Annotated in this window: 29 protein-coding genes and 2 tRNA genes; 11 read left to right on the top strand and 20 right to left on the bottom strand. The window is 58.7% G+C overall.

Going from position 1 to position 22,776, the window contains the following annotated elements:
- Window positions 1-31: 31 nt before the first annotated feature.
- Together ACP7B1_RS06115 and ACP7B1_RS06110 are read left to right on the top strand one after the other, a co-directional pair.
- Window positions 32-334 carry an urease subunit gamma gene (locus ACP7B1_RS06115; protein WP_105736392.1) on the top strand — a complete coding sequence of 101 codons (303 nt, stop codon included), beginning with the start codon at window positions 32-34 and terminating at the stop codon, window positions 332-334.
- A gap of 8 nt (window positions 335-342) precedes the next feature.
- Window positions 343-648: an urease subunit beta gene (locus ACP7B1_RS06110; protein ID WP_346306020.1), complete on the top strand. Its 306-nt coding sequence runs from the start codon at window positions 343-345 to the stop codon at window positions 646-648.
- Window positions 649-680: 32 nt separating this feature from the next.
- Here ACP7B1_RS06110 and ACP7B1_RS06105 read toward each other — a convergent pair whose 3' ends face one another.
- Window positions 681-1,049, bottom strand: coding sequence for a hypothetical protein (locus tag ACP7B1_RS06105; protein ID WP_346306019.1), 369 nt, complete (start codon window positions 1,047-1,049; stop codon window positions 681-683).
- 187 nt (window positions 1,050-1,236) lie between these two features.
- On the opposite strand from ACP7B1_RS06105, the gene ureC reads away from it, so the two are divergent.
- From ureC to ureG, 4 genes are read left to right on the top strand one after another with little or no spacing between them, the layout of a single operon-like run.
- Window positions 1,237-2,949, top strand: a complete 1,713-nt coding sequence (gene ureC, locus ACP7B1_RS06100; protein ID WP_346306018.1) for an urease subunit alpha — start codon at window positions 1,237-1,239, stop codon at window positions 2,947-2,949.
- Between the two features lie 12 nt (window positions 2,950-2,961).
- Entirely contained in the window at window positions 2,962-3,459 is a 498-nt protein-coding gene (ureE, locus tag ACP7B1_RS06095; RefSeq protein ID WP_346306017.1) for an urease accessory protein UreE, read from the top strand.
- On the top strand, window positions 3,395-4,120 hold the full coding sequence (locus ACP7B1_RS06090) for an urease accessory protein UreF (protein WP_426136725.1): 726 nt from the start codon (window positions 3,395-3,397) through the stop codon (window positions 4,118-4,120). The genes ureE and ACP7B1_RS06090 overlap by 65 nt, the downstream gene beginning before the upstream one ends.
- A complete protein-coding gene (gene ureG, locus ACP7B1_RS06085; RefSeq protein WP_346306016.1) occupies window positions 4,117-4,734 on the top strand; it encodes an urease accessory protein UreG in 618 nt (205 codons plus the stop codon). Before ACP7B1_RS06090 ends, ureG begins: the two co-directional genes overlap by 4 nt.
- Here the strand turns inward: ureG and ACP7B1_RS06080 are convergent.
- The 7 genes from ACP7B1_RS06080 to ACP7B1_RS06050 all read right to left on the bottom strand — a co-directional run bounded on the left by ACP7B1_RS06080 (window position 4,731) and on the right by ACP7B1_RS06050 (window position 10,621).
- Window positions 4,731-5,750, bottom strand: a complete 1,020-nt coding sequence (locus ACP7B1_RS06080; RefSeq protein ID WP_346306015.1) for an LLM class flavin-dependent oxidoreductase — start codon at window positions 5,748-5,750, stop codon at window positions 4,731-4,733. The genes ureG and ACP7B1_RS06080 overlap by 4 nt on opposite strands.
- 122 nt (window positions 5,751-5,872) lie before the next feature.
- Window positions 5,873-6,082 carry a hypothetical protein gene (locus ACP7B1_RS06075; RefSeq protein ID WP_091883335.1) on the bottom strand — a complete coding sequence of 70 codons (210 nt, stop codon included), beginning with the start codon at window positions 6,080-6,082 and terminating at the stop codon, window positions 5,873-5,875.
- Window positions 6,083-6,421: 339 nt separating this feature from the next.
- Window positions 6,422-6,697, bottom strand: coding sequence for a hypothetical protein (locus ACP7B1_RS06070; protein ID WP_346306014.1), 276 nt, complete (start codon window positions 6,695-6,697; stop codon window positions 6,422-6,424).
- 541 nt (window positions 6,698-7,238) lie between these two features.
- Window positions 7,239-7,457 carry a hypothetical protein gene (locus ACP7B1_RS06065; RefSeq protein ID WP_346306013.1) on the bottom strand — a complete coding sequence of 73 codons (219 nt, stop codon included), beginning with the start codon at window positions 7,455-7,457 and terminating at the stop codon, window positions 7,239-7,241.
- Window positions 7,458-7,593: 136 nt separating this feature from the next.
- Window positions 7,594-8,850, bottom strand: coding sequence for a glycerate kinase type-2 family protein (locus ACP7B1_RS06060; protein WP_426136721.1), 1,257 nt, complete (start codon window positions 8,848-8,850; stop codon window positions 7,594-7,596).
- Window positions 8,851-8,855: 5 nt separating this feature from the next.
- Window positions 8,856-9,167, bottom strand: coding sequence for a Dabb family protein (locus ACP7B1_RS06055; protein ID WP_223611809.1), 312 nt, complete (start codon window positions 9,165-9,167; stop codon window positions 8,856-8,858).
- A gap of 152 nt (window positions 9,168-9,319) precedes the next feature.
- Entirely contained in the window at window positions 9,320-10,621 is a 1,302-nt protein-coding gene (locus tag ACP7B1_RS06050) for an amidase (protein WP_346306011.1), read from the bottom strand.
- Between the two features lie 188 nt (window positions 10,622-10,809).
- Here ACP7B1_RS06050 and ACP7B1_RS06045 point away from each other — a divergent pair, with 188 nt between their 5' ends.
- Window positions 10,810-10,953, top strand: coding sequence for a DUF1127 domain-containing protein (locus tag ACP7B1_RS06045; protein WP_346306010.1), 144 nt, complete (start codon window positions 10,810-10,812; stop codon window positions 10,951-10,953).
- A gap of 57 nt (window positions 10,954-11,010) precedes the next feature.
- Here ACP7B1_RS06045 and ACP7B1_RS06040 read toward each other — a convergent pair whose 3' ends face one another.
- Window positions 11,011-11,853, bottom strand: coding sequence for a MipA/OmpV family protein (locus ACP7B1_RS06040; RefSeq protein ID WP_426136719.1), 843 nt, complete (start codon window positions 11,851-11,853; stop codon window positions 11,011-11,013).
- A gap of 283 nt (window positions 11,854-12,136) precedes the next feature.
- On the opposite strand from ACP7B1_RS06040, the gene ACP7B1_RS06035 reads away from it, so the two are divergent.
- Complete coding sequence (locus tag ACP7B1_RS06035; RefSeq protein WP_346306008.1) at window positions 12,137-12,979, top strand: glycosyltransferase domain-containing protein; 843 nt, start codon at window positions 12,137-12,139, stop codon at window positions 12,977-12,979.
- Between the two features lie 105 nt (window positions 12,980-13,084).
- Here the strand turns inward: ACP7B1_RS06035 and ACP7B1_RS06030 are convergent.
- Window positions 13,085-13,160: transfer RNA gene (locus tag ACP7B1_RS06030), tRNA-Phe, on the bottom strand.
- 191 nt (window positions 13,161-13,351) lie between these two features.
- Between ACP7B1_RS06030 and ACP7B1_RS06025 the strand changes: the two genes are divergently transcribed.
- The gene (locus ACP7B1_RS06025; RefSeq protein ID WP_346305775.1) at window positions 13,352-14,437 is read left to right on the top strand and encodes a Gfo/Idh/MocA family oxidoreductase; all 1,086 of its coding nucleotides are present in this window, start codon (window positions 13,352-13,354) and stop codon (window positions 14,435-14,437) included.
- A 20-nt stretch (window positions 14,438-14,457) separates the two neighbouring features.
- Here ACP7B1_RS06025 and yacG read toward each other — a convergent pair whose 3' ends face one another.
- From yacG to murA, 8 genes are all read right to left on the bottom strand, one after another.
- Window positions 14,458-14,664 carry a DNA gyrase inhibitor YacG gene (yacG, locus tag ACP7B1_RS06020; RefSeq protein WP_374042664.1) on the bottom strand — a complete coding sequence of 69 codons (207 nt, stop codon included), beginning with the start codon at window positions 14,662-14,664 and terminating at the stop codon, window positions 14,458-14,460.
- 11 nt (window positions 14,665-14,675) lie between these two features.
- Window positions 14,676-15,302 carry a Maf-like protein gene (locus ACP7B1_RS06015; RefSeq protein WP_223611818.1) on the bottom strand — a complete coding sequence of 209 codons (627 nt, stop codon included), beginning with the start codon at window positions 15,300-15,302 and terminating at the stop codon, window positions 14,676-14,678.
- Window positions 15,303-15,361: 59 nt separating this feature from the next.
- On the bottom strand, window positions 15,362-15,580 hold the full coding sequence (infA, locus tag ACP7B1_RS06010) for a translation initiation factor IF-1 (RefSeq protein WP_008122731.1): 219 nt from the start codon (window positions 15,578-15,580) through the stop codon (window positions 15,362-15,364).
- A gap of 136 nt (window positions 15,581-15,716) precedes the next feature.
- Window positions 15,717-16,196: a low molecular weight phosphatase family protein gene (locus tag ACP7B1_RS06005; protein ID WP_223611819.1), complete on the bottom strand. Its 480-nt coding sequence runs from the start codon at window positions 16,194-16,196 to the stop codon at window positions 15,717-15,719.
- Window positions 16,193-16,678 (bottom strand): UPF0262 family protein, encoded by a 486-nt coding sequence (locus ACP7B1_RS06000; RefSeq protein WP_346305776.1) that lies wholly within the window; start codon window positions 16,676-16,678, stop codon window positions 16,193-16,195. The genes ACP7B1_RS06005 and ACP7B1_RS06000 overlap by 4 nt, the downstream gene beginning before the upstream one ends.
- 7 nt (window positions 16,679-16,685) lie before the next feature.
- Window positions 16,686-17,978: a histidinol dehydrogenase gene (gene hisD / locus ACP7B1_RS05995; protein ID WP_346305774.1), complete on the bottom strand. Its 1,293-nt coding sequence runs from the start codon at window positions 17,976-17,978 to the stop codon at window positions 16,686-16,688.
- Between the two features lie 21 nt (window positions 17,979-17,999).
- On the bottom strand, window positions 18,000-18,437 hold the full coding sequence (locus tag ACP7B1_RS05990) for a DUF2948 family protein (RefSeq protein WP_223611825.1): 438 nt from the start codon (window positions 18,435-18,437) through the stop codon (window positions 18,000-18,002).
- A 135-nt stretch (window positions 18,438-18,572) separates the two neighbouring features.
- A complete protein-coding gene (gene murA / locus ACP7B1_RS05985) occupies window positions 18,573-19,862 on the bottom strand; it encodes a UDP-N-acetylglucosamine 1-carboxyvinyltransferase (RefSeq protein WP_346305773.1) in 1,290 nt (429 codons plus the stop codon).
- A gap of 469 nt (window positions 19,863-20,331) precedes the next feature.
- Between murA and ACP7B1_RS05980 the strand changes: the two genes are divergently transcribed.
- A tRNA-Thr gene (locus ACP7B1_RS05980) sits at window positions 20,332-20,406 on the top strand.
- A gap of 86 nt (window positions 20,407-20,492) precedes the next feature.
- On the opposite strand, the gene ACP7B1_RS05975 is transcribed toward ACP7B1_RS05980, so the two are convergent.
- Both ACP7B1_RS05975 and ACP7B1_RS05970 read right to left on the bottom strand, forming a co-directional pair.
- Window positions 20,493-21,479 (bottom strand): glycosyltransferase, encoded by a 987-nt coding sequence (locus ACP7B1_RS05975; protein WP_346306988.1) that lies wholly within the window; start codon window positions 21,477-21,479, stop codon window positions 20,493-20,495.
- A gap of 14 nt (window positions 21,480-21,493) precedes the next feature.
- Window positions 21,494-22,195, bottom strand: coding sequence for a polysaccharide deacetylase family protein (locus ACP7B1_RS05970; protein WP_346306989.1), 702 nt, complete (start codon window positions 22,193-22,195; stop codon window positions 21,494-21,496).
- Between the two features lie 220 nt (window positions 22,196-22,415).
- Here ACP7B1_RS05970 and ACP7B1_RS05965 point away from each other — a divergent pair, with 220 nt between their 5' ends.
- Window positions 22,416-22,772 (top strand): DUF4260 domain-containing protein, encoded by a 357-nt coding sequence (locus tag ACP7B1_RS05965; protein WP_346306990.1) that lies wholly within the window; start codon window positions 22,416-22,418, stop codon window positions 22,770-22,772.
- Window positions 22,773-22,776: the final 4 nt, after the last annotated feature.

The following is a 22,776-nucleotide window of genomic DNA, read 5'->3' as shown; positions in this document are numbered from 1 at the left end:
GGAACAAACATGGGATGGCCAAGAGGACAAAATGAACCTGACACTCCGTGAAAAAGACAAGCTCCTGATTGCCATGGCGGCAATGGTCGCCCGCCGCCGCCTCGAACGCGGCGTCAAGCTCAATCATCCGGAAGCCATTGCGCTCATTACGGATTTTGTCGTGGAGGGCGCGCGCGACGGCCGCTCGGTTGCCGAACTTATGGAAGCCGGGGCCCACGTAATCACCCGTGCGCAGGTGATGGAAGGCATCCCCGAGATGATCCACGACATTCAGGTGGAAGCCACGTTCCCCGACGGCACCAAGCTCGTCACCGTTCACGAACCGATCCGTTAGGAGACACCATGATCCCGGGTGAAATCATTCCTTCCGCAGGCGAGATCGAACTGAACGCCGGCGCAACCACTGTAACACTAAAGGTTGCAAACACCGGCGATCGTCCCGTGCAGGTCGGCTCGCATTATCATTTCTTCGAAACCAACAATGCGCTGATATTCGACCGTGCTCAGGCACGCGGCATGCGCCTGGATATCGCGGCGGGAACCGCGGTGCGGTTCGAGCCGGGACAGGAGCGCGACGTGACGCTCGTGCCGCTTGGCGGAAACAGGACCGTCTACGGGTTCCAGCAAAAGATCATGGGAAAGCTTTGACCGACCAGCTTCCCCAATGCTCTGTCGCGCGGTCAGCTCGGCTTTTTGGTGACAAGGGTCAAAAGGCCCTTGGCATCGAGGCTCGCGACAACCACCGCCGCCGACGTCAGGCCCTTCTCCTTCAGGGCTGCGGAGACTTGCGGCGATGCATCGATCGAGGTGCGCAGCTGCTGCATGTCCTTGTCGGAGCGCTTGGCCACGGCATCGTTGACCTGGGTTTTTGTGCTCTCCGGCAATTCGTTGATATCAACAATGTTGATCGTCGTGACCGGCACCGTTCCGGATTGCGCCGGGGCCTTGCTGGCCGGTTGCTGCGTGGCTGGTGCCGCAGTCTGCGCATAGGCAGCGGACGTGGCGAGCGGGAAAGCGGCACACATGGCCAGGATCATCATCTTTCGCATCGTTTTTCCTTTCACGTGATTGGCGAACGATCATCTTTTGATGACGGGCGCAGTTCACCTGCGGAATTCGATCTCAAGCGGTCGGTCATCGGGTCATTCCGGGGCGATATCGTGGCCGGAATGTGGCTCCGGTCTCCCGCCGCCGTGCGCGTACCGTGCCAGACCTACAGCCCAGGAGGGAACCATCATGCCCGCTAAAATCTCCCGCTCCGCCTACGCCCGCATGTTCGGCCCGACAACCGGCGACAAGGTGCGCCTTGCCGACACGGAGCTGTTCATTGAAGTGGAAAAGGATTTCACCATCCATGGCGAAGAGGTGAAGTTCGGCGGCGGCAAGGTCATTCGCGACGGCATGGGACAGAGCCAGGTGGCCCGGGCTGACGGTGCCGTCGATACGGTCATCACCAATGCCCTGATCGTCGACCATACCGGCATTTACAAGGCTGATGTCGGGCTCAAGGACGGGCTGATTGCCGCCATCGGCAAGGCCGGTAATCCCGACACGCAGCCGGGCGTTACCATCATCATCGGTCCGGGCACGGAAATCATCGCCGGGGAAGGCAAGATTCTCACGGCCGGCGGCATGGACGCGCATATCCACTTCATCTGCCCGCAGCAGATCGACGAAGCGCTGATGTCGGGCGTGACCACCATGTTCGGCGGCGGCACCGGCCCGGCACACGGCACGCTGGCGACCACCTGCACGCCGGGCCCATGGCATCTGGCGCGGATGATCCAGGCCTTCGATTCCATTCCGATGAATCTCGGACTATCGGGCAAGGGCAATGCCTCGCAGCCGAAAGCGTTGGAGGAGATGATCCTCGGCGGCGCCTGCTCGCTGAAACTGCACGAGGATTGGGGCACCACGCCGGCCGCCATCGACAATTGCCTCACCGTTGCCGACCGGTTCGACATACAGGTGATGATCCATACGGACACGCTCAACGAGAGCGGGTTTGTCGAGGATACGGTTGCCGCGTTCAAGGGGCGTACGATCCATGCTTTTCACACGGAAGGCGCAGGCGGCGGACATGCGCCTGACATCATCAAGATCTGCGGCCTGCCCAATGTCATTCCCTCGTCGACGAATCCGACACGGCCTTACACGAAGAACACCATTGCCGAACATCTCGACATGCTGATGGTCTGCCATCACCTGTCATCGTCGATCCCCGAAGACGTGGCGTTCGCCGAAAGCCGCATCCGCAAGGAAACCATTGCGGCCGAAGATATCCTGCACGATATCGGCGCCTTTTCGATCATCTCGTCGGATAGCCAGGCCATGGGCCGCGTCGGCGAAGTTCTGATCCGCACATGGCAGACCGCCGACAAGATGAAACGCCAGCGCGGCAGCCTGCCGCAGGAAACCGGCGACAACGATAATTTCCGCGTGAAACGTTATATTGCCAAATACACGATCAATCCGGCGATTGCGCAGGGTGTGTCCCGGCATATCGGCTCGATCGAGGTGGGCAAGCGCGCCGATCTCGTTCTGTGGAACCCGGCTTTCTTCGGTGTCAAACCCGACATGGTGCTGCTGGGCGGCTCCATCGCCGCCGCGCCGATGGGCGACCCCAACGCATCCATCCCGACGCCGCAGCCCGTGCATTACCGCCCCATGTTCGGCACCTTCGGCAAGAATGTCTCCAATTCCTCCGTTGTCTTTGTCAGCAAGGCTTCGGTGGAGGCTGGCCTGCGCCAGTCGCTTGGAACGGACAAACGCTTGATCGGCGTCGAGAACACCCGTGGCGGCATTTCAAAGGCATCGATGATCCACAATGACGCCACGCCGCACGTGGAAGTTGACCCTGAAACCTATGAAGTGCGCGCCGACGGCGAACTTCTGACATGCGAACCGGCGACAGTGCTGCCCATGGCGCAGCGTTACTTCCTGTTTTGAGGAGAATGAACCATGAAACGCGTCACAGGCCATGCGCATGCCGGTCACTACAGCGGCACGCCCTTCGACCATATCGTCCTGGCGCATGACGAGAGACATCTGCGCCGCAAGGTCCTGACCCTGCAACGGGGCGAGCAGATCCTGATCGACCTGCCCGATCCAATCGCCTTCACCCATGGCGACGTCCTTGTCCTCGACGATGGAAGGATGGCGGAGATTATCGCCGCCGAGGAAGTCCTCTACGAAGTGACGCCGCGCAACCGGCAGCACCTGTCGGAACTGGCCTGGCATCTGGGCAACCGCCATTTGCCGGCCCAGCTGGAAGAAGACCGCATCGTTATCCTGCGCGACCATGTGATCAAGGCCATGCTGGAAGGTCTTGGAGCCAAGGTAACCGAGATTGTCGCCCCGTTCCATCCTTTGCGGGGTGCCTATCACAGCGGCCATGGTCACGATCACCACGATCATGCGCATCATGATCACGGGCATCACCATCATTCCCATGACTGATTTTACCGCAAACACCGCGCTGCTGCGGCTCATGACCTGGCTGTCCCCGGCCTTTCCCGTCGGGGCCTTTTCCTACAGCCACGGCATTGAGCGGGCGGTCCATGACGGACTGATCCGCGACAAGGATACGCTGCACGCATGGCTGACAGACCTTCTGCATCACGGCTCCGTCTGGAACGACGCCGTGCTGTTTGCCGCCGGTTGGCATGATGCGCGGGAAGGTGGGGATTGCCAGCCCATTGCAACCCTCGGCGAGGCCATGGCCGGATCGAGGGAACGGCACATGGAAACCATGCTGCAAGGCAGCGCTTTCCTGCAAGCCATCGCGCACTGGGGTGCAGACCAATCGGGCACGACCGGCGAAATGCCCTACCCCGTTGCGGTTGCCATTGCCGCCGCCAGCAATGGCGTGGCGCTGCAGCCAGGGCTGGCCGCCATTCTGCATGCGGTCATTTCCAACCTCATTCAGGGTGCGGTGCGGCTTGTTCCCCTTGGCCAAAGCCACGGAGTCGCGCTGATGGCGGCACTGGAACAGCCGATCCTGGCGGTTGCGCAACGCGCCGCCGCCTCAAGCCTCGATGATTTGGGATCGGCAGCGATCCTGTCGGACATCATGGCGATGCAGCATGAAACACAATATTCGAGGGTTTTCCGCTCATGATCTCACAGAATGGACCGCTTCGCGTCGGGATTGGCGGCCCCGTTGGCTCCGGCAAGACCACAGTCACCGAAATGCTGTGCAAAGCGATGCGCGACCGCTACTCCGTCGCCGTCGTGACCAATGACATCTATACCAAGGAAGATGCACTGATCCTCAGCCGCCTGCAGGCCCTACCCGAAGACCGGATCATGGGTGTGGAGACCGGCGGCTGCCCGCATACCGCCATTCGCGAGGATGCCACAATCAATCTGCAGGCGATTGCCGAGATGAACAAGCGCCATCCGGACCTCGATATCGTCTTCATCGAATCCGGCGGCGACAATCTGGCCGCAACATTCTCGCCCGATCTCGCCGATCTGACGATTTATGTCATCTCGGTCTGCCAGGGCGAAAAAATACCGCGCAAGGGAGGCCCCGGCATCACCCGCTCCGACCTCCTGATCATCAACAAAAAGGATCTGGCACCCTATGTCGGCGCCGATCTTGATGTCATGGATGCCGACACGAAGCTGCAGCGCGGGGCCAAGCCCTATGTTTTCACCGACATGCTGCGGCGCAACGGGCTTGACGAGGTCATCGCATTCATTGAGACCGCAGGGGGTCTGCGGCCTTAGCCGCTGGCCCGTGCAGGCTCGGCCTGCTGCCCTGCGATCATGACCTCGGCGAGAATTTCATAGGACCGAATCCGCGCCTTGTGATCGAATATGTGGCCCGTCGCCATGATTTCATCGGCGCCTGTGCGCCGGATGAACTCTTCGACACCCGCCTTGACGGTCAACGGTGAGCCAGCGACCGTGCACGACAGCGACTGGCGCAAAATCGCCCGCGCGTGCAGGTCGAGTGTTTCCTCATAGCCTTCGACAGGTGCGGGCAATGGCCCCGGCATACCCGTGCGCAGATTGACGAATGCCTGCTGCTGCGAGCTTTTTAACAAGTGTGCTTCATCATCCGTTGCCGCTGCAAAAACGTTCAGCCCCAGCATCACATAGGGCTTTTCCAGATGTTCGGACGGTTCGAAACGCGCGCGATAAATCTCCACTGCCCGTTCCATCTCGGCCGGGGCAAAATGCGAGGCGAAGGCGTAAGGCAGCCCGAGGGCTGCGGCCAGCTGGGCGCCAAACAGGCTCGAACCCAAAATCCAGACCGGAACATCGAGGCCCGCACCCGGTACGGCCTGGACTTTCTGGCCGGGTTCCGGTTCGCGGAAATAGCCCATCAGTTCCACCACATCCTGCGGAAAACCGTTGATGTCCTGCTCAAGATTACGGCGCAGGGCATGGGCCGTTATCTGGTCCGTCCCCGGCGCGCGACCGACGCCGAGATCAATACGGCCCGGATGCAATGCAGCAAGGGTGCCAAAAGCCTCGGCGACCATCAGCGGCGCATGGTTCGGCAGCATGATGCCGCCAGCACCAAGGCGAATGGTCGACGTGCCCGCGGCCACATGCGCAATGACGACGGCTGTCGCTGCACTCGCAATGCCGCGCATGTTGTGATGCTCGGCAAGCCACAATCGGTTGTAGCCGAGACGTTCGGCATGCTGAGCCAGATCCAGCGAATTGCGGAGGGATTGCCCTGGCGTGCTGCCAACGGGAACCGGTGAAAGGTCGAGGACGGAAAGTGGGGTCATTGCCTTCATATAGGCGCGCAATCATCGCACACAATGCGCGCCAACCGATTCATGATTCACAAAATTTGAAGCCATGTTCAATGGAAGATAATGAATCCCAGCACCCTGAATTGGACCAGCATTCAGTTCTTCAGGACCCGCAGACCGGCAGCCTCGGCACGCAATTCCATTCCAACAAGCGCACGTGTTTCCTGGGACAATTGCTCATCGGACTCACGGATAGCCGTTTCAATGAAATAGGCGATCATTTCAAAGCCTTCACCATCGGCAATAGCGCACAGTTTCGAGAGTTCTGTTTTCAATACTTTCAGCGTCTGAACTCTTTTGTTCATGCTATTCTCTCCAGATCCCACCAGCGGCACTATCATTTTTTCTTTTCTTTGAAACATTCACACTATTGCAGATAAAAATCCACGTTGCAGACCGCACGATCAACAAACTCTACGGCACAATTGATGGATATTTTCCTCAGTAGTTAATTGTTCTTGCAGTTTATATTGAAAGTTTTCTCACGGTATTATTAGCAAAATTCACCGCTTGAAAAGCCCTGCAATGATCACAACTTTTGGCAATAGCTTCTTACCTTGATTCAAATTTACATAAAATTAGAATTACTTACGAACAACATCATGAATGCATTCATTTATTTTTTCCGGCCCCAAACTTATCGGTCAGAGCCGGGAAATTTGCACTCGTGGTTTTCCGCATATTTCTTTTGATCCCGACTTCACTGCCTTGTCGATCAGGCCGGAAGCAAGGTCTGAAACCACTTCGACGGCGATATCTTCCGGCAATCCGGTCTCGGCCATTCCGGCTTTCATCGCGGCAAAACTTGCCGCACTGTCGGTTCCGCAAATATAGGCTTTGGCTTCCAGCAAGGCGGCCCGTTCAAATTTTTTGTTGTAGATCTCACCGGCCTCGGACGGCGCTGCGGCCTGCCCCTTCATGCTGAAGGCTCCTGCCGGCTGGATTGACAATGCCGACGCTATCATTGCTACCATAAGGATTGACGCAGATATTTTACGCATCTTCTCGGCCTCGATTGCGGAGGTCCGATGCTTTCATCATCGGCCTCTTTACGAAGCATTAACGAATCAGGCTGCCCGAAAGTTCCGTTCGCGCGCTCAACTCGGCGTGATGGCCAGGTGATAATTGAACGCTTCTTTGCTGCATTGCACCAGGCGCATTGCTGCTATGCAATATTATCTGTATTAAATCACATCAATGGAGTTATTGTTGAATCAGGAATTTTCGACAGCGTCACCTCCTCCCGGCTCTGTCGAAACGGTCGGCCTCTTCTCCTCCCAGAAGGCCTTCCATAACCAACGAAACCCACCGCACCTCCTCCCGCGGTGGGTTTTGTTGTTTCAGGGCTTCCCACACTTCCCTCAAGCCACACGCCAGACGCAAACACCGGCCGGAGTTTGATCTCGCAGGCCGGTGCTTTGAAAAACATTCAAGTCTTTGGAGGTGTGGTGTATCCAGGTCCTACTGCACCGCGTTCTGCGCGCCCGGTGTCTCGGGAACCTTTGACGGAACAGCCTTCTGGGTCAGGGACTTGGGTGGCGGAACAAAATGCGTGTCCTTCGCCGGCGACGGGGCATCCGCTGCTGCTTTCGGACTGTTGCTCGTGCTGGTACTCGTGCTTGTGCTGCAGGCCGCAAGGGCCAGAAGAGACAAGACAGCCAAGGGTAATGCAATGCGCATTCGACATTCCTTTGTTTGCATGAAAGAGCCGCCCAAGCGACACTTAGGACAATCGCGCCCGCTTGACCACCCAATCCAAGCCATCGAGCGTCAAATAAAGCGCGGGCCCGGTCCTTGAAAACCGGGCAGGCGTTCCCTAGCGAATGAGGATCGCCCTGAGGTCATTGACATTGGTGCCGGTTGGCCCCGGAACGAAAAGATCGCCGATGGCATTGAACGCCGACCAGGCATCATTGCCGTTGAGATAGGCGGATGCGTCGAGCCCCTTCGCCAAAAGCCGCGCGATACTGCCGCTGTCGGCAAAGGCCCCGGCATTGTCCTCCGAGCCATCGATCCCGTCCGTGTCCGCCGCAAAGGCGCTGATACCATCATACCCGTCGATATCGAGCGCCAGGGACAGCAGGAACTCGCTGTTGCGGCCGCCCTTGCCTTTTCCCCGCACGGTCACCGTGGTTTCACCGCCGGAAAGCAGGACCACGGGTTTGGCAAACGGCTGATTTTTGGCCAGCACCTGCTTGGCCAGCGCCGAATGCACGTGCGCCACCTCGCGCGCCTCGCCTTCAATGGCATCGGACAACACGACCGCCTCCACGCCAAGTGAACGGGCGGCATCCGCCGACGCTTCCAGCGAAACGGCAGCGGAGGCAATGACCCGGTGCTCATGCGACGCGAACACCGCATCTGACGGCTTGGGCGCGTCGGCCGCTACCGACTGCAGGTGTTTCAGGGCTGCCGCCGGCAAAGCGAGACTGTAGCGCTCGACGATCCGCAGGGCATCCTCGCGGGTTATGGCGTCGGCAACGGTCGGACCTGATGCAACAAAGGCCGGATTGTCGCCGGGTATATCGGACACGATCAATGAAAAGACGCGGGCGGGATATGCGGCGGCAGCCAACCTTCCACCCTTGATCGTGGAGAGATGTTTGCGCACGGCGTTCATCGCGGAAATCGGCGCGCCCGAAGCGAGCAGTGCCCTGTTGACAGCGATCTCGTCATCGAGGGTCATGCCTTCCGGCGGCGATGGCAGCAAGGCCGACCCGCCGCCTGAGATCAGCGCGACCACCAGATCATCGCTGGTCAGGCCCGAAACGGTTTCGAGCAGGCGCTTCGAGGCAACAAGACCCGCCGCATCCGGCACGGGATGCGACGCTTCGATGATCTCGATGCGCTCGCACGCAACCCCAAAGCCGTAACGGGTGACCACCAAGCCTTCCAGCGGGCCATCCCAGGCCTTTTCAAAGGCGCTTGCCATCTGCGCCGATCCCTTGCCCGCACCGATCACAATGGTCCGGCCCTTGGGCTTTTCCGGCAGATGCGCGGCAATTGTGCGCTGCGGATCAGCGGCGGCGACGGCGGCTTCAAACAGCTTTTTGAAAAATTCCTTATCCTGCATGCGCGTCACATATCCAGATCAAAGACAAAAACACCCTGAACGCCGTCGGCAGCGGCGGCAACAATGCGCCCGCCGATAGCTCTGTGCCCGGCGTCGTCAAGGTAGGTGTCACGCGCATCCGCATCGGCGAAATCGATGATGAACCCTTCGCTGAAGCCTTTGTCCATGCCGGTTTCCGGACTGACATTGGCACCGGCATGAAAGGACAGGACGCCGGGCAGTTTTCCGCAAAGCGTTGCAAGATCGTTGTATATGTCCTGGCGGGTAGCGGCGGCGACATCACCGCGAAAACGAATAAAAACACAATGGCGTATCACGGAAGAGACTTTCACTGGTGGTTGGCGGCCCGATTGTGCGGTGAAGCAGCAAGGCCTGGCATTATCTTGGATCAATCGACGCGTATCCTGACGGGATTGCCGAAAATTGCGAGCGCTATTTCCGCCTCCCGTGCAAATTTCTCCGGGCGGACCTAGTGGAACAATCGTTCCACCGACATGGCCATCGACAACAGGCGGCGATCCGCGCCATGCCGGGCAAACAGCATCAGCCCTCCGGGCAATGCCAGGCCCGGCATGGGAATGCTGATCGCGGTCAAATCGAACTGGTTGGCAATCTGCGGGTTGCGCAACAAGAGGCCTTCCGTGCGTTTGTAGAATTCCTCGTTCTCGCTTACGTCAGCGATCAGCGGAGCCGTCATCGGGACCGTCGGCAGAGCCAGGAGATCATAGGCGGCAATATACCGGTCCATTTTTCGCACCAGCGCCTGCCGCTTTTGCATCACGCCGATGTAGTCGGCTTCCGAAACGCCCAGGCGGCGTAGCAGCGGCTTTTGAACGCGCTGATCCACATCAAGCCCGGTCTCATTCAGCCAGTCCGCATGAACCCGGCTGCCTTCGATCCCGGCAATGGAGCCGACCGACGTCGCTTCAGCCATTTCATCGACCAGTTCATCCAGCGTGCATTCCACCAGGATCGCTCCGGCTTTTTCGCATCGCTGCAGGCTTTCCTCGAATGCCCGAGCGATAACCGGTTCCATTGCGGAGAGAACCTCCCCCTGCGGCAGGCCGATGCGCAGGCCGGTCAGGGACAGCGGTTCAGGAACATCCGGGGCCTCGCCCGCCATCACCGCATCCGCCACGGCGCAATCGGCGACCGAGCGCGCCAAGGGACCAACGGAGTCAAGACTTGGCGACAGCGGAAAGGCGCCCTGCAGGGGAATACGCTTTGCCGTGGGCTTGAAACCGGCAACACCATTGAGCGCCGCAGGAATGCGGATGGACCCGCCCGTGTCCGACCCTATGGAAATCTCGCTCGTGCCGTCGGCGACAGAAATCCCGGCGCCGGTTGACGATCCGCCGGCAATGCGGCTGCTGTCGCGGGCATTTCCGGCGATGGGATAGTGCGGATTGAGGCCAACGGCGGTGAAGGCAAACTCGGTCATGATGGTCTTGCCGAGAATGACAGCGCCGGAGCGCCGCAAACGCTCGACGATCACCGCATCCTTGGCCGGGGCAGGCGCACTCTGGCGCATGCGGGAGCCAGCGAGCGTCGGTTCGCCAGCCACATCGAACAGATCCTTGATCGAAACGATCCGACCATCGAGGCCGCCAAGGCTGGTCCCCTCGCGCATCCGCCGGTCCGAGGCGTCCGCCTCCGCACGGGCGGTGGCGGCATAGAGCTTGACGAAGGCATGCCCGTCTCCAGCAGCGATGGCTGCAAGGCTTTGCTCCAGTTTATCACGCACAGATCCGACCGATTGAGACAAAGGCATCCTCCCCTCACACATGAACTGCATTGTCTATAACGCCGCCTGCAGAAAATTCAAAAGGGGGTTCGGATTGCCGGTTATATTGCTATGCAGCATGCTCATTGCTGCCATGCAACATTAGCAATTTTCATGCGGCCGAACGCGTCGCACTATTTTCCCGGGAGGTTGATCAAAAATAAGGGGAATACCAAATGAGCCTTCGCAACCATATCCAGAAGTGGCGCCAGTATCGTCAGAACCTGTATGAATTGAGATTGTGCACCGATCGCAATCTCGCCGATCTGGGCATCGCCCGCTCGGACATCCGCCGCATCGCGTGGCAGGCCTGCGACTGAGCCTTTCAACAGCTGCATTTATGTGGACTGAATCGAGCAGGCCGTTATCGGCCTGCTTCAGTGACCGACGCCGAATGAATAATTCCAGGTCACGCCGATTGCCTTTTGGTCCTTTGACCCGAGTTTCGGCACAATCGGGCTATCCTCCGCATCGCCCGCCAGCCGGTCATACCGGCCGAACACCTGCACGCTCCACGCATCCGAGAATGAGTAGGTGGTGGCGGCGACAACCCCGTATGATTTGACCCCGCCACCGGGCGTGTACGGCTCGACACGGTGGTTGTTGTGGGATTCCTCTTCCGTCACGCCGAAGGTGTTGCGCATATAGGTGCTGTCGGCAAGCGACAGGCGGGGCCCGACAGAGAACAGAAATTTATTATAGCGCTGGAATACGTCGGCCGAGAGATCGGCGACGAGCCCCTCAGAATTATTGAAAGCCTGCCTCACCTCGGCGCGCACGCGCAGGCGATCCTGGATCGGCCAGAACTGTGCGAACACGCCGCCATCCACGGTCCATGACACATGGCGCAGGCCGACAAAGCCCCGATCATCCGAATGGGAGCGGCCGGACCGGAAACCGATGACGGGGCCGATCTCCAGCCCGCCGAGGGTCAGCAGCGTATAGTCGATATTGTCATCGGGCGCACTCATGCCCTCGGGCTCATCGCCACGCCGGATATCGAAGGACGGCATGAAACCGAAGCCGTTGGCGCGTGCACCTTCAAACTTGCTGCCATATTCGACGCTGGCGCCAACCGTGACGATCCAGCGCGCCGGATTGACGGGCTTGCCGTCGCTGGCAATCGGGTCAGAATCTGCCGCAAAGGCACTGTGGGCGGTGGCGGTCACAAGACCAGCGCACGCCAGTGCGGCGGCAAATTGCCTTATACTCCGATACATCATCTCAAACGGTTGTCCCGATTTGCAATCATCCAGGATTGCCCCACCAGCAAAATTCATTTCCCTGGCCAATGCCAGCGCCATTCTCATCAGAGAAAATAGGCGCTTGAATGATATAAGTCACCTTCTGAACGGAAACGACAGGAAAATCGATATACGCAGTGAATCAATTTTAAACCAGAGCCAATCCACAGGGACACGCGCCCTTCCCGCAATCGACGCAATTGCTGCGGCGGGCCTGTGAGTGTATTGCCTTTTTACAACCGCTGATTTAGTGACGATTATGGTGTCACTCTCGAAGCTTCGAATAGTATTTCTCCGTGCAGTTGGACGTGAAAATAAGCGGCGCGTTGTCTATACTTGCCTTTTTGGGTATTCCGAACGTTTCGCAGACTTTGAGTACGACCGGCCAGAGAATACAGATTTCGTCTGCTTCACAGATGATCCGAAACTGTCCTCAAATTTTTGGCGGGTTATTCACGTGCCCGCCTCGTCGCTCGATCCGCACAGGACATCCAAAGGCTATAAAATTCGACCGCATCTGTATTTCCCCGACCACAAATACAGTCTCTATCTCGACAATACGGTGAAATTGAAAAAGCCGGTATCGGCCATATTCGATGAGTTTGCGGCCTCAAGAGATATGATGCAGGCGTTTGTTCATCCCGAGAGAGACTGTGCCTACGAGGAGGCCAGGGTTGTCGCTGATATCGGATATGACAGAAAATCTATCGTCGAGCAGCAAATGGCATTCTATCGAGAGCTAGGTTATCCGCAGACCAATGGTTTGAATGTCGGAACGCTGCTGCTGCGCAAGCACAATGAGCGGCGGGTCGTTGCCGCAATGAATGCGTGGTATGAGGAAGTGCTGAAGTTCTCGAAACGCGACCAGCTCTCCTTTAATTTCATACAATGGCGCCATGGCTTGCAGGTATCGCCAATCCTCGGATCACCGCACGAAAACGACATGATGGAATGGCCAACTGTTTTGAACAGCCAAAGGCTGCCGCGTGACTTCGAAGATAACAGGTATCTGGAACTCAATCAGGACGTCGCTGCTGCCGCGGTAAATCCGCGTGAACATTACTTGCACTACGGTATAAGCGAAGGCCGACCATATAAGTGATTGCCATCCTATGGCCCTCATGCCTGCTGCACCACGACGCAATATGAAATCGGCTGATATCCGACGTGGCTATCAAGCAAATTATTGATCTTATTGAGAAAGAAGTGGTGCCCAGACGCGGATTCGAACCACGGACACGCGGATTTTCAATCCGCTGCTCTACCAACTGAGCTATCTGGGCACTTCAGGCATTTCCGTTATCCGGCAAGCCTTTCTGACAGCGTTGATTTTCCGTCAGAAGCGGGTGGGTTATAACACTAAAAATCCCCCTGTCCAGCATCAACTGACGAATTTTTTGCCGTTTTTCTGCCTCTTGCAAACAGCATGCATTGATGCGTTGTTTATTATCCAAAGAGACAGGATTCGCATTTCATGGATGAAACGGGGGACAAAGCTGCCAGGAGCAGTGCTTTTGGCTGGGGAATCATCGGCAGCGGCGAGATCGCTCAGCGATTTGCCGCCGATCTTGCGTTTGTTCCGCAGGCCTTCATCGCCGCCAATTATTCCCGCTCGCTCGCCAATGCCGAGCAGTTCCGCGATACATTTGGCAGCAAGCACGCCTATGGTGACCTTGATTCCCTGCTGGCGGACCCAGCCGTCGATGCCGTCTATATCGCCACACCCAATTCCATCCATCTGGCGCAGGCCCTGAAGGCCGTGCGCTCGGGCAAGGCCATCCTCACGGAAAAGCCCATTGCGCCATCCCACACGGAAGCCTCGGTCATCCAGCGCGAAGCAGCCCGGATCAAGGTCTTTGCCATGGAAGCCATGGAGACCCGCTTCCTGCCGGCTGTCGTGGCGGCCAAAGCGAGAATCGATGCGGGCGAGATCGGAGCGATTCGCCGAATCACCGCGGAACTCGCCCATGCCGAGGATTACACCCCGGAAAACCGGCTGTTCAACCGGTCCCTCGGCGGCGGTGCCACGCTTGACCTCGGCATCCACGGCGTCTCCCTGGCGATGCATTTTCTCGGTCAGCCGCAAAAAGTATCCGGCCTGTGGCACGCCGCGCCGAACGGCGTGGATATGAGCTCGGAAATAGCGCTGCACTATGATGGGGCCGACGCGATCCTGTCCTGCGGTTTTGATCGCAACGGCGCGAATCATTGCGTCATCGAGGGAACGCAGGGTACGCTGCGGCTGGATGCCCCGTTTGACAAGGCGCAGCGGCTGACGATGTACCGGCCCTTCCTGGTTGCGACACCCTTCGGTCCGCTGAAACGGTCGGGAGGCCTGCTAGGCAGGCTGCTTGATCGCCTGCCGGTCCCCGGGCGCAGAAGCGAAGACTATCCGTTTGAAGGCAACGGCCGGCAGTTTGAAGCCATGGCGGTGATGGACGCCATGCGCAAGGGTGAAACCAGCGCAAGGACCATGCCCCTGAGCGACAGCATCCATGTACTGCGTGCGATCAATATCGTGCTGGCACAGCCCGCCACACCGCGTGTGATCAAGCTCTGAAACGTTTCACGGCGATGCGTTCAGCGTTCGGTGTCGTCTTCGCTGTCGTCGGCGCTTTCAACCGCCGGAAGAACATAGGCACCCGTCAGCCAGCGGTTGAGATCGACATTGCGGCAGCGGCTCGAGCAGAAGGGATAGTGCTCCCGCTGTGACGGCCGCTTGCATTCCGGGCATGGCCGTGTCGGCCGCAATGGCGTTACCTTCGCCGCGCTGTTGTTTTCGTCCATCAGTCCAAGACCTAGTGTGCCGATGATTGCCAGTTGGCATAGACGGGATAACCCTCGCCATGCAGGAGACCGGCTGTCTCGTAGAGCGGCAGGCCCACCACGTTGCTGTAGGAGCCGACAAGCTTGACCACAAAACCGCCCGCAAGTCCCTGAATGGCGTAGCCACCGGCTTTTCCGCGCCATTCACCCGATGCAAGATAGCTCTCCAGCTCCTCGCGCGAAAGACGCTTGAAGCGCACCCGGGTTTCGATCAGATCCTGACGGATCTTGCCCTTCGGCGTGACAAGGCAAAGACCGGTGAAAACGCGGTGCGAACGGCCGGACAAAAGGCGCAGGCAATTGGTTGCGTCGTCGAGAATTTCAGCCTTGGGCAGAATGCGGCGGCCAACCGCCACTACGGTATCGGCAGCGATGATGTAGGACTTGCCAAGGTCCGCGTCACCCTTCAACTCGTCTGCCACCTTTTCGGCCTTGAGGCGTGACAGGCGGCGTGCGAGCGAACGCGGGTGCTCGGCACGCAAAGGCGTTTCGTCCACGTCGGCGGGCAACAGGCGATCGGGCTCCAGGCCGATCTGGCCCAGCAGCGCCAGACGGCGCGGCGAGCCGGATGCCAGAACCAGTTTGTGTTGATCGCTCATGAACGCATTCCTGGAAAATCGTGTCCTGCGGACAAGTCAGGCCGAAGCCGGGAGGACTGTTATTTGAAGCGGTAGGTAATGCGACCCTTGGTCAGATCGTATGGGGTCATCTCGACAAGGACCTTGTCACCCGCCAGAACGCGGATGCGGTTCTTGCGCATACGGCCGGCCGTGTGAGCAATGATTTCATGATCGTTTTCAAGCTTGACCCGGAACATCGCGTTGGGCAGCAGCTCCGTCACGAGACCGGGAAACTCTAGTACTTCTTCTTTCGCCATGCGTAGTTCTATCTCCAGAAAGGAATTTGCGGTCACACTCGACCGCAATTTTGGGCGGAACCTATAGTATTGCGCGGCATTTGTGAACAAGGGAGTTCAATGCAATTGTGCACGGGCTGACAAAGGTTCCAATTGCCTAGCCGAAACGCGCTTGAATATGGTGTTTGAGGTTGTCGCGCACGTCGCGATAGGCCTCCATGATCTGGTCACGGCGTCCGCGCACCAGCGTCGGATCGGGTGTCGGCCAATATTCCACATGGACCGAGGTCGTTCGCGTCAGCTCCAGCGCCATGTGATGGGCCTTGGGCGACAGCGTGATGATCAGATCGAAATAGTCGTCTTCAAGCTCTTCGAAGGTGCGCGGGTGAAGGGAAATGCGCTTCAACCCGAGTTCTTCCAGCACAGCATCGACGAATGGGTCCGGTTCGCCTTTTTCAACGCCGGCCGAGGCAACATAGACCCGGGGCGGCAGCAGGCTGCGGGCCAGCGTTTCGGCAATGGGCGAACGGATGGAGTTCATGCCGCAGATGAACAGCACCGCACCGGGCATGCTCCGTTTGGCAGGCTCCTGCCCGTCCGGGAGCTTGTCGGGTTCGGCGCCCACTGGTCCGCTCATCCCCGCCAATGCAGCACACATACCAGGGTAAAGAGGCGGCGGGCGGTATCGAAATCCACGTCGATCTTGCCGTTCAGGCGATCCATCAGCGCTTGCGATCCTTCATTGTGCAGCCCCCGCCTCCCCATATCGATGGCCTCGATCTTGCTTGGACTGGATGAGCGGATGGCCTCGTAATAGCTCTCGCAGATCATGAAGTAATCCTTCACCACCTTGCGCAACGGCGTCAGCGACAGAATATGGGTGACCACATCGTCGCCGGCCTCGCGCGAAATGGCAAAGACGAGACGCGACTCGATCAGTGACAGTCTCAGGCGATAGGGGCCCATCCCCTCGTCATTGACAGGACGGAAGCTGTTTTCCTCGATGAGATCAAAGATGGCAACGGCGCGCTCATGCTCGACATCGGGCGTGGAGCGGCCGATGGTCTCGTCCAGCTCCACATCGATCAATCGCGCATCGGTATTGCCCGTTGCTGTCATTGTCACCCTATAGGTTCAACCGGATGGCGACGGAATTGCCGTGCGCATCGAGACCTTCGGCGCGCGCGAGTTCTATCGCCGCCGGCCCCAGAGCGCGCAACTGTTCCACACCCAGCTTCAGGATGGACGTTCGCTTGACATAGTCAAGCACCGAAAGGCCGGAAGAGAACCGGGCCGACCGCGCTGTCGGCAGGACATGGTTGGAGCCGCCGACATAGTCGCCGATCACCTCGGGCGTGTAGCGGCCAAGGAAAATGGCCCCGGCGTTACGCACGCCCGCCAGCAGGGCTTCCGGATCAGCGGTCGCGATTTCCAGATGCTCGGCCGCGATACGGTTGACCAGCGGCAGTGCAGACTGCAAATCCTGAACCTGGATGACCGCGCCATAATCGCGCCAGCTGGCGCTTGCGGTTTCCGTCCGGGGCAGTTTTGCCAGTTGGCGCTCGACGGCGGCGATAACAGCATTGCCGAATGCCTCGTCGTCGGTGATCAGGATCGACTGCGACGCCGTATCGTGCTCGGCCTGAGCCAGAAGATCGGCAGCGATCCAGTCCGGGTCGTTGTCGCTGTCGGCCAGAATGAGAACCTCCGACGGACCTGCGATCATATCGATGCCGACTGTGCCGAAAACGCGGCGCTTGGCAGCGGCCACATAGGCATTGCCTGGACCAACGATCTTCGACACCGGTGCTATGGTTTGCGTGCCATAGGCCAGCGCGGCGATTGCCTGTGCACCGCCCACCCGGTAAATCTCGGAAACGCCGGCAAGGCGTGCGGCCACGAGAACCAGCGGATTGAGCTTTCCGTCCGGAGACGGCACAACCATGACGATGCGCTCGACGCCGGCAACCTGGGCCGGGACAGCATTCATGAGGACTGAACTCGGATAACTGGCCGTGCCGCCCGGCACGTAAAGCCCAACCGATTCCACCGCTGTCCAGCGCGACCCGAGTTCCACACCCAGTGCATCGGTGTAGCGGTCGTCCTGCGGCATCTGCCGCTGGTGGTGGGAATGAATGCGGTTGCGGGCGAGCTTGAGCGCCTCGACGGTTTCCAGCGGTGCTGCCGCCATCGCCGCGTCGATTTCGGCTGGTGTGATGGCAATGCCATGCTGCACAAGGTCGATACGGTCAAAACGCTGCGAATATTCGATAAGCGCCGCATCGCCTTCGGTGCGAACGCGATGAATAATATCGGCAACCACGCGATCCACATCCTCCGACACTTCGCGCTTGGTCAGAAGAAACGCGGAAAACCGGGATTCAAAATCAGGATCGGACTGCCTCAACACCAAAACCACAATAACTGCTCCTCTTGCCCGTCAGGCTTCGTGTTCCGGCTTGAAATCGGTTTCCCATGCGGGTCCGAGATCGGTCAGTTGGGCCTCGATGGCTTCCACCTCGAGCCGCAACGCCCTGTTGGCAGCAAATGTCAGCTCGATCACGCCTGAAGGTGCGTCGCCTACGATGAAGCGGATCGCCAGCAGGGAAAGCACGTCGTCCTTGAAACGACGGTCGATACCGGTTGCCTTGAGGCTTTTCACCCGGGCGAAATGCAGCGCCGTGCGCCGGCGTTCAAAACTGCGGTGGCGTTTGCCATCGGCGGCCAATTCCCAGACAAACCGGTTGACAGCCAGCACCAGACGACTTTCGGCCGGCAGATAATCGATATCGGCTATTTTCAGCACCGAATCCTGCAGATGCGCAGAAAGGATTTGCAGATCTTCCTCATCAAGCGCGATGAGTTTGAGAGTGTCCATGTCTACCCTTTGCATAACTTTTCAGGACCATGGCGCGCAAAACACGCCATGCTCCCTTCCCTGTTAGAGGAAAGTTCAGGCAAATGGAATTCTGCTGCGCGGAGAAAGTGCGCCAGCAGAAAAAACAGCCGGGAATCAGTCGCTGATACGCTCGACAACCGCACCGCAACGGGACAGTTTTTCTTCCAGACGCTCGAAGCCGCGATCAAGGTGATAAACGCGGTTGACCGTCGTCTCGCCTTCGGCGGCCAGACCGGCAATAACCAGCGAAACCGATGCACGCAAATCCGTCGCCATGACCGGCGCGCCCTTCAAACGCTCCACGCCTTCGATCTTGGCCGTTTGCCCCGAAAGCGAGATTTTGGCGCCAAGGCGCGCCAGTTCCTGCACGTGCATGAAGCGGTTCTCGAAAATGGTTTCAGTGATGTGGGACGTGCCCTTGGCCTTGGTCATCAGGCCCATGAACTGGGCCTGCAGATCGGTCGGAAAACCCGGGAACGGCTGGGTTGTCACATCGACCGGCATGATGCCATGGCCGTTGCGCACAACGCGCAGGCCGGAATTTGTTTCGGAAATTTCCGCACCGGCCTGTCCGAGCGTCTCCAGTGCCGCACTGAGGAGGCTGGCGTCGGCGCCTTCGAGGATCACGTCGCCACCCGTCATGGCAACGGCCATGGCGTAGGTGCCGGTCTCGATACGGTCGGGAATGACGCGAACCCGCGCACCGGAGAGGCTGGTCACGCCCTCGATGGTGATGGTCGGCGTGCCTGCACCGCTGACGCGGGCGCCCATGGCATTGAGGCAATCGGCGAGGTTGACGACTTCGGGTTCCTGCGCGGCGTTCTCGATGACGGTTTCGCCCTTTGCCAGGGTCGCGGCCATCATCAGCACATGGGTGGCGCCGACCGATACTTTCGGGAAGGTGAAGCGCGTGCCGACGAGGCCGCCCTTGGCGCTGGCCTTGACATAGCCGTTCTCGATCTCGATGTCGGCGCCGAGCGCGCGAAGACCGTCGATGAACAGGTCCACGGGACGCGTGCCGATGGCGCAGCCGCCCGGCAGCGATACGGTCGCAACGCCCATGCGTGCCAGAAGCGGCCCAATGACCCAGAAACTGGCGCGCATCTTGGACACGAGTTCGTAGGGGGCGGTGGTATCGACAATATTGCGGGCAGTGAAGTGGATCGTGCGGGAATAGGCGCCGTCCTGGCGTTCGCGGCGGCCATTGACCGAGTAATCGACGCCATGATTGCCGAGAATGCGGATCAACTGCTCCACATCGGCCAGATGCGGCACGTTTTCGAGCGTCAGCGTATCATCCGTCAGCAGAGACGCGATCATCAATGGCAGGGCCGCATTCTTGGCACCGGAAATCGGGATGATGCCATTGAGCTTATTACCGCCAACAATCTTGATACGATCCATAATGTGTCACTTTCGCGGGGATAGACCCGTCCTGTCGTTGAGACCCTTTGCAGAGCCGGTTGATCTAAACCATTGCAGAGAATGGTTCAAGAAATGCTTCGATCGCGACGCGACCAGTCAAGATTCCGAAGACGGGGTATCGGAGGATGTCTGTTCTGCAGCGGTGATTCCCTCGTCCCGATCATCTGCAGCCCCGGAGCGCCGGGAACGTATTTGCTGTTTTCGCCGCGCCAGATTCGCCCGCAATTGTTCTGAACGCCGCTTCTCACGGCTTGTTTGCTCGGAATTCGGGTTTTTCGAAGACGGCGATGTCATAAGTTATCTTTCAAAATCCGTGCGCCCCAACGCGGCATTTATCCACGTAAATACAGGGCTTTTGGCAAATACTGATATTTTGCCCAAGAGATTACAATTGCTTGCTTGCGATTTGAGCAATGATATGGCAGAAGTCCGCCGCGTTCGCAAATCAGCTGCGGTAGCTCAGTGGTAGAGCACTCCATTGGTAATGGAGAGGTCGAGAGTTCAATCCTCTCTCGCAGCACCAGTCTTTTCGATGATCAGACGAACATCCCATGTGCGAACGTTATCCACAGATCATTTTGACGATACCGCCCGATCGCTGACCAGGGGTCATGTTCCGCTGACGCGCTTGTAGTGGGCTGATTCGCTGCCCATGCATGCCCGCAGGACGCCGACGATACTGCCCAGGCGCGACGCCGCCTTGACCAGTGTTCTTCCCCGCGTGAACGGCACGGCGATCAGGTAGAGACAAAGCGACAGCAAGCGGCCAATGAGTGAGCCGGGCAAACGCAGGAGCGTTGCGGCCCTGTGCTTGTTAAGCTTTGTGCGCATTTCAATGATGCTGATGTCCCGGCTGCGCCGGTATTGATAGGCGAAGGTCAGCCGGTCCTGCGGTACGGTTTCATAGGCGACAGCTGCCGGGGTCCAGCCTGTCTTGGCACCCAGCCTGCGCGCATCTGCCCACAAGCGCCAATCCTCGCCGCCAGCCAGCGCAAGGGCATTGTCGAAACGCACGCCGGTCCGGCGGAAGAATGCCAGATCTCCCATCCAGCTGCCGGTGGCAATCCGTATCCGGTCGCCCTGTCCGGCATTGCGCCGGCGCAGGTACTTTGCTTCGCTGTTCCGGTTGGCGCGGTCCATGCCGGACCAGATCATTTTCTGCCACAGCGTCACACCCGGACCATGCGGCGCGAGCCGAACCGGAGACCCGACAATATCAAAATCAAAGGCATCACGCTCGGCAAGCAGCTGAACGAGCCAGTCCGGTTCGACCGTTTCGTCATCGTCGGCAAAGGTCAAAAGGTCATCGCCGGCATCGAGCGCACAGTCCAGAACCCGATTGCGGGCAAAGGCAATGCCGAGACGCGGCTCAACTTCGTACTGAACGGTGGACTGCGGCAGCCGTTTCCGGAACGTTTCCACCACGTCGGAAAGGGTTGGCTGGTCATTGTTCTCGACCACGACAAAACGGATGCTGGTACCCGCCGGAACCTGCATCCGTGCATAGGATTCGAAGAGGTTTTTCAGCATCAGCGGCCGATTGCGGGTGATGGTCCCGACGCAGATGCTGCGTTCCCTCACCGTTTCTGCGGACACAGGATTTCCCATCATCAACCGGTAACGGATTTGCGCAGGACGTTCAGCCAGCCATCCGTCCGGCGAACGATCTTACGGGGCAGGAGCAGCATGTCATGCTGCGGTGTCGCCCGGCCGCGCTGGGTGGTGGTTGCGGTGGTATATCCCGCCTCCTCAACCATTTGCCTGACCTCCCCGGAAAAATCGCCGTAGGGATAGCAAAAGGCTTCCACCGTGCTGCCCAGCATGTCTTCCAGTTCGTGGCGCACATCGGCAATCTGACGCCGCGCCTCGTCAGGGCTGACCTCGGTCAAGTGCACATGATCGAGCGTGTGCGCGCCGACTTCATGCCCCAACGCCGCCCATTCCAGCATTTCCGCGCGGGACATGCAGGGGGAATGGGGAACGCCGACATCGGCATCCCACATGTTGGAGCCGCCGATCTGCCGGCTGACAAAATAATTCGTGGCGGTAAAGCCAAGCGCATCCAGCACCGGCAGCGCATGCGTCATGACGTTGCGGAATCCGTCGTCAAAGGTGATACCCACCACTTTGCCGGTCTTTTGGCCCGCCAGGTAGGGCTGCAAATCCCGCATCGACAATCCGGCATATCCCATGCGTTTGAGCCATTTCATCTGGCGATGGAAGTTGGCCGGATCGACGGTCAGATAGCGGAACGGGCTGCCGCGCCCTGCCGGTTTGTCGATCTGATGGTACATCAGGATGGGTATGGGCATTTTATGCGAACTCAAATGAAAGTGGACCGGGTGGAAACTTCAGACATGACATATGACGGTATCCATCGAATATACGAGAAACAGCTGCACCGCCAATTCTAGCGCCCGCGAGCATGCTTGTCTCCGAATCTGTACATAACATTTTCAACATGACGCATGGATTGCCGCGGGCAAGATTCGGCCTATAGATTGACGTCCTGCAACGGAGTTTTTGCTCATCATGTCCATCCTGCTGCGCGCTGAAGCAACAATGGTGGCGATACTTGCCATCGCCGGTTATGCCCTGTTCGGCTCAAGCTGGTGGCTGTTCATCGTCCTGCTGCTTGTTCCCGACATCGCTATGCTCGGCTATCTCAAGAGCCCGAAAATCGGCGCGATATGCTACAATGCGGCGCATCTCTACGTCGTGCCGATCATCCTGTTTGCCCTAGGCTGGTGGTCGGGCTCCAAGCTTGCCCTGTCGATCGGCCTGATCTGGATTTTTCACATCGCCATCGATCGGGCGCTTGGATACGGCCTGAAATTCTTCAGCGCATTTCAGGACACGCATTTGGGACGCATCGGCAAGAACAGCTGATTTC

It is taken from the genome of Phyllobacterium sp. SL163 (genome assembly GCF_049896885.1).
Taxonomy (GTDB): Bacteria; Pseudomonadota; Alphaproteobacteria; order Rhizobiales; family Rhizobiaceae; genus Phyllobacterium; species Phyllobacterium calauticae.
The sequence above is the reverse complement of the archived record's forward strand: the minus strand, read 5'-3'. Positions and strand labels throughout refer to the sequence as shown.

Bases quoted from the DNA above. Each gene is read 5' to 3' on its own strand.
- ACP7B1_RS06115 (WP_105736392.1), top strand. From the start codon at position 32: ATGAACCTGACACTCCGTGAAAAAGACAAGCTCCTGATTGCCATGGCG.
- ACP7B1_RS06110 (WP_346306020.1), top strand. From the start codon at position 343: ATGATCCCGGGTGAAATCATTCCTTCCGCAGGCGAGATCGAACTGAAC.
- ACP7B1_RS06105 (WP_346306019.1), bottom strand. From the start codon at position 1,049: ATGCGAAAGATGATGATCCTGGCCATGTGTGCCGCTTTCCCGCTCGCC.
- ureC (WP_346306018.1), top strand. From the start codon at position 1,237: ATGCCCGCTAAAATCTCCCGCTCCGCCTACGCCCGCATGTTCGGCCCG.
- ureE (WP_346306017.1), top strand. From the start codon at position 2,962: ATGAAACGCGTCACAGGCCATGCGCATGCCGGTCACTACAGCGGCACG.
- ACP7B1_RS06090 (WP_426136725.1), top strand. From the start codon at position 3,395: ATGGTCACGATCACCACGATCATGCGCATCATGATCACGGGCATCACC.
- ureG (WP_346306016.1), top strand. From the start codon at position 4,117: ATGATCTCACAGAATGGACCGCTTCGCGTCGGGATTGGCGGCCCCGTT.
- ACP7B1_RS06080 (WP_346306015.1), bottom strand. From the start codon at position 5,750: ATGACCCCACTTTCCGTCCTCGACCTTTCACCGGTTCCCGTTGGCAGC.
- ACP7B1_RS06075 (WP_091883335.1), bottom strand. From the start codon at position 6,082: ATGAACAAAAGAGTTCAGACGCTGAAAGTATTGAAAACAGAACTCTCG.
- ACP7B1_RS06070 (WP_346306014.1), bottom strand. From the start codon at position 6,697: ATGAAGGGGCAGGCCGCAGCGCCGTCCGAGGCCGGTGAGATCTACAAC.
- ACP7B1_RS06065 (WP_346306013.1), bottom strand. From the start codon at position 7,457: ATGCGCATTGCATTACCCTTGGCTGTCTTGTCTCTTCTGGCCCTTGCG.
- ACP7B1_RS06060 (WP_426136721.1), bottom strand. From the start codon at position 8,850: ATGCAGGATAAGGAATTTTTCAAAAAGCTGTTTGAAGCCGCCGTCGCC.
- ACP7B1_RS06050 (WP_346306011.1), bottom strand. From the start codon at position 10,621: ATGCCTTTGTCTCAATCGGTCGGATCTGTGCGTGATAAACTGGAGCAA.
- ACP7B1_RS06045 (WP_346306010.1), top strand. From the start codon at position 10,810: ATGAGCCTTCGCAACCATATCCAGAAGTGGCGCCAGTATCGTCAGAAC.
- ACP7B1_RS06040 (WP_426136719.1), bottom strand. From the start codon at position 11,853: ATGTATCGGAGTATAAGGCAATTTGCCGCCGCACTGGCGTGCGCTGGT.
- ACP7B1_RS06035 (WP_346306008.1), top strand. From the start codon at position 12,137: ATGGTGTCACTCTCGAAGCTTCGAATAGTATTTCTCCGTGCAGTTGGA.
- ACP7B1_RS06025 (WP_346305775.1), top strand. From the start codon at position 13,352: ATGGATGAAACGGGGGACAAAGCTGCCAGGAGCAGTGCTTTTGGCTGG.
- yacG (WP_374042664.1), bottom strand. From the start codon at position 14,664: ATGGACGAAAACAACAGCGCGGCGAAGGTAACGCCATTGCGGCCGACA.
- ACP7B1_RS06015 (WP_223611818.1), bottom strand. From the start codon at position 15,302: ATGAGCGATCAACACAAACTGGTTCTGGCATCCGGCTCGCCGCGCCGT.
- infA (WP_008122731.1), bottom strand. From the start codon at position 15,580: ATGGCGAAAGAAGAAGTACTAGAGTTTCCCGGTCTCGTGACGGAGCTG.
- ACP7B1_RS06005 (WP_223611819.1), bottom strand. From the start codon at position 16,196: ATGAGCGGACCAGTGGGCGCCGAACCCGACAAGCTCCCGGACGGGCAG.
- ACP7B1_RS06000 (WP_346305776.1), bottom strand. From the start codon at position 16,678: ATGACAGCAACGGGCAATACCGATGCGCGATTGATCGATGTGGAGCTG.
- ACP7B1_RS05990 (WP_223611825.1), bottom strand. From the start codon at position 18,437: ATGGACACTCTCAAACTCATCGCGCTTGATGAGGAAGATCTGCAAATC.
- murA (WP_346305773.1), bottom strand. From the start codon at position 19,862: ATGGATCGTATCAAGATTGTTGGCGGTAATAAGCTCAATGGCATCATC.
- ACP7B1_RS05970 (WP_346306989.1), bottom strand. From the start codon at position 22,195: ATGCCCATACCCATCCTGATGTACCATCAGATCGACAAACCGGCAGGG.
- ACP7B1_RS05965 (WP_346306990.1), top strand. From the start codon at position 22,416: ATGTCCATCCTGCTGCGCGCTGAAGCAACAATGGTGGCGATACTTGCC.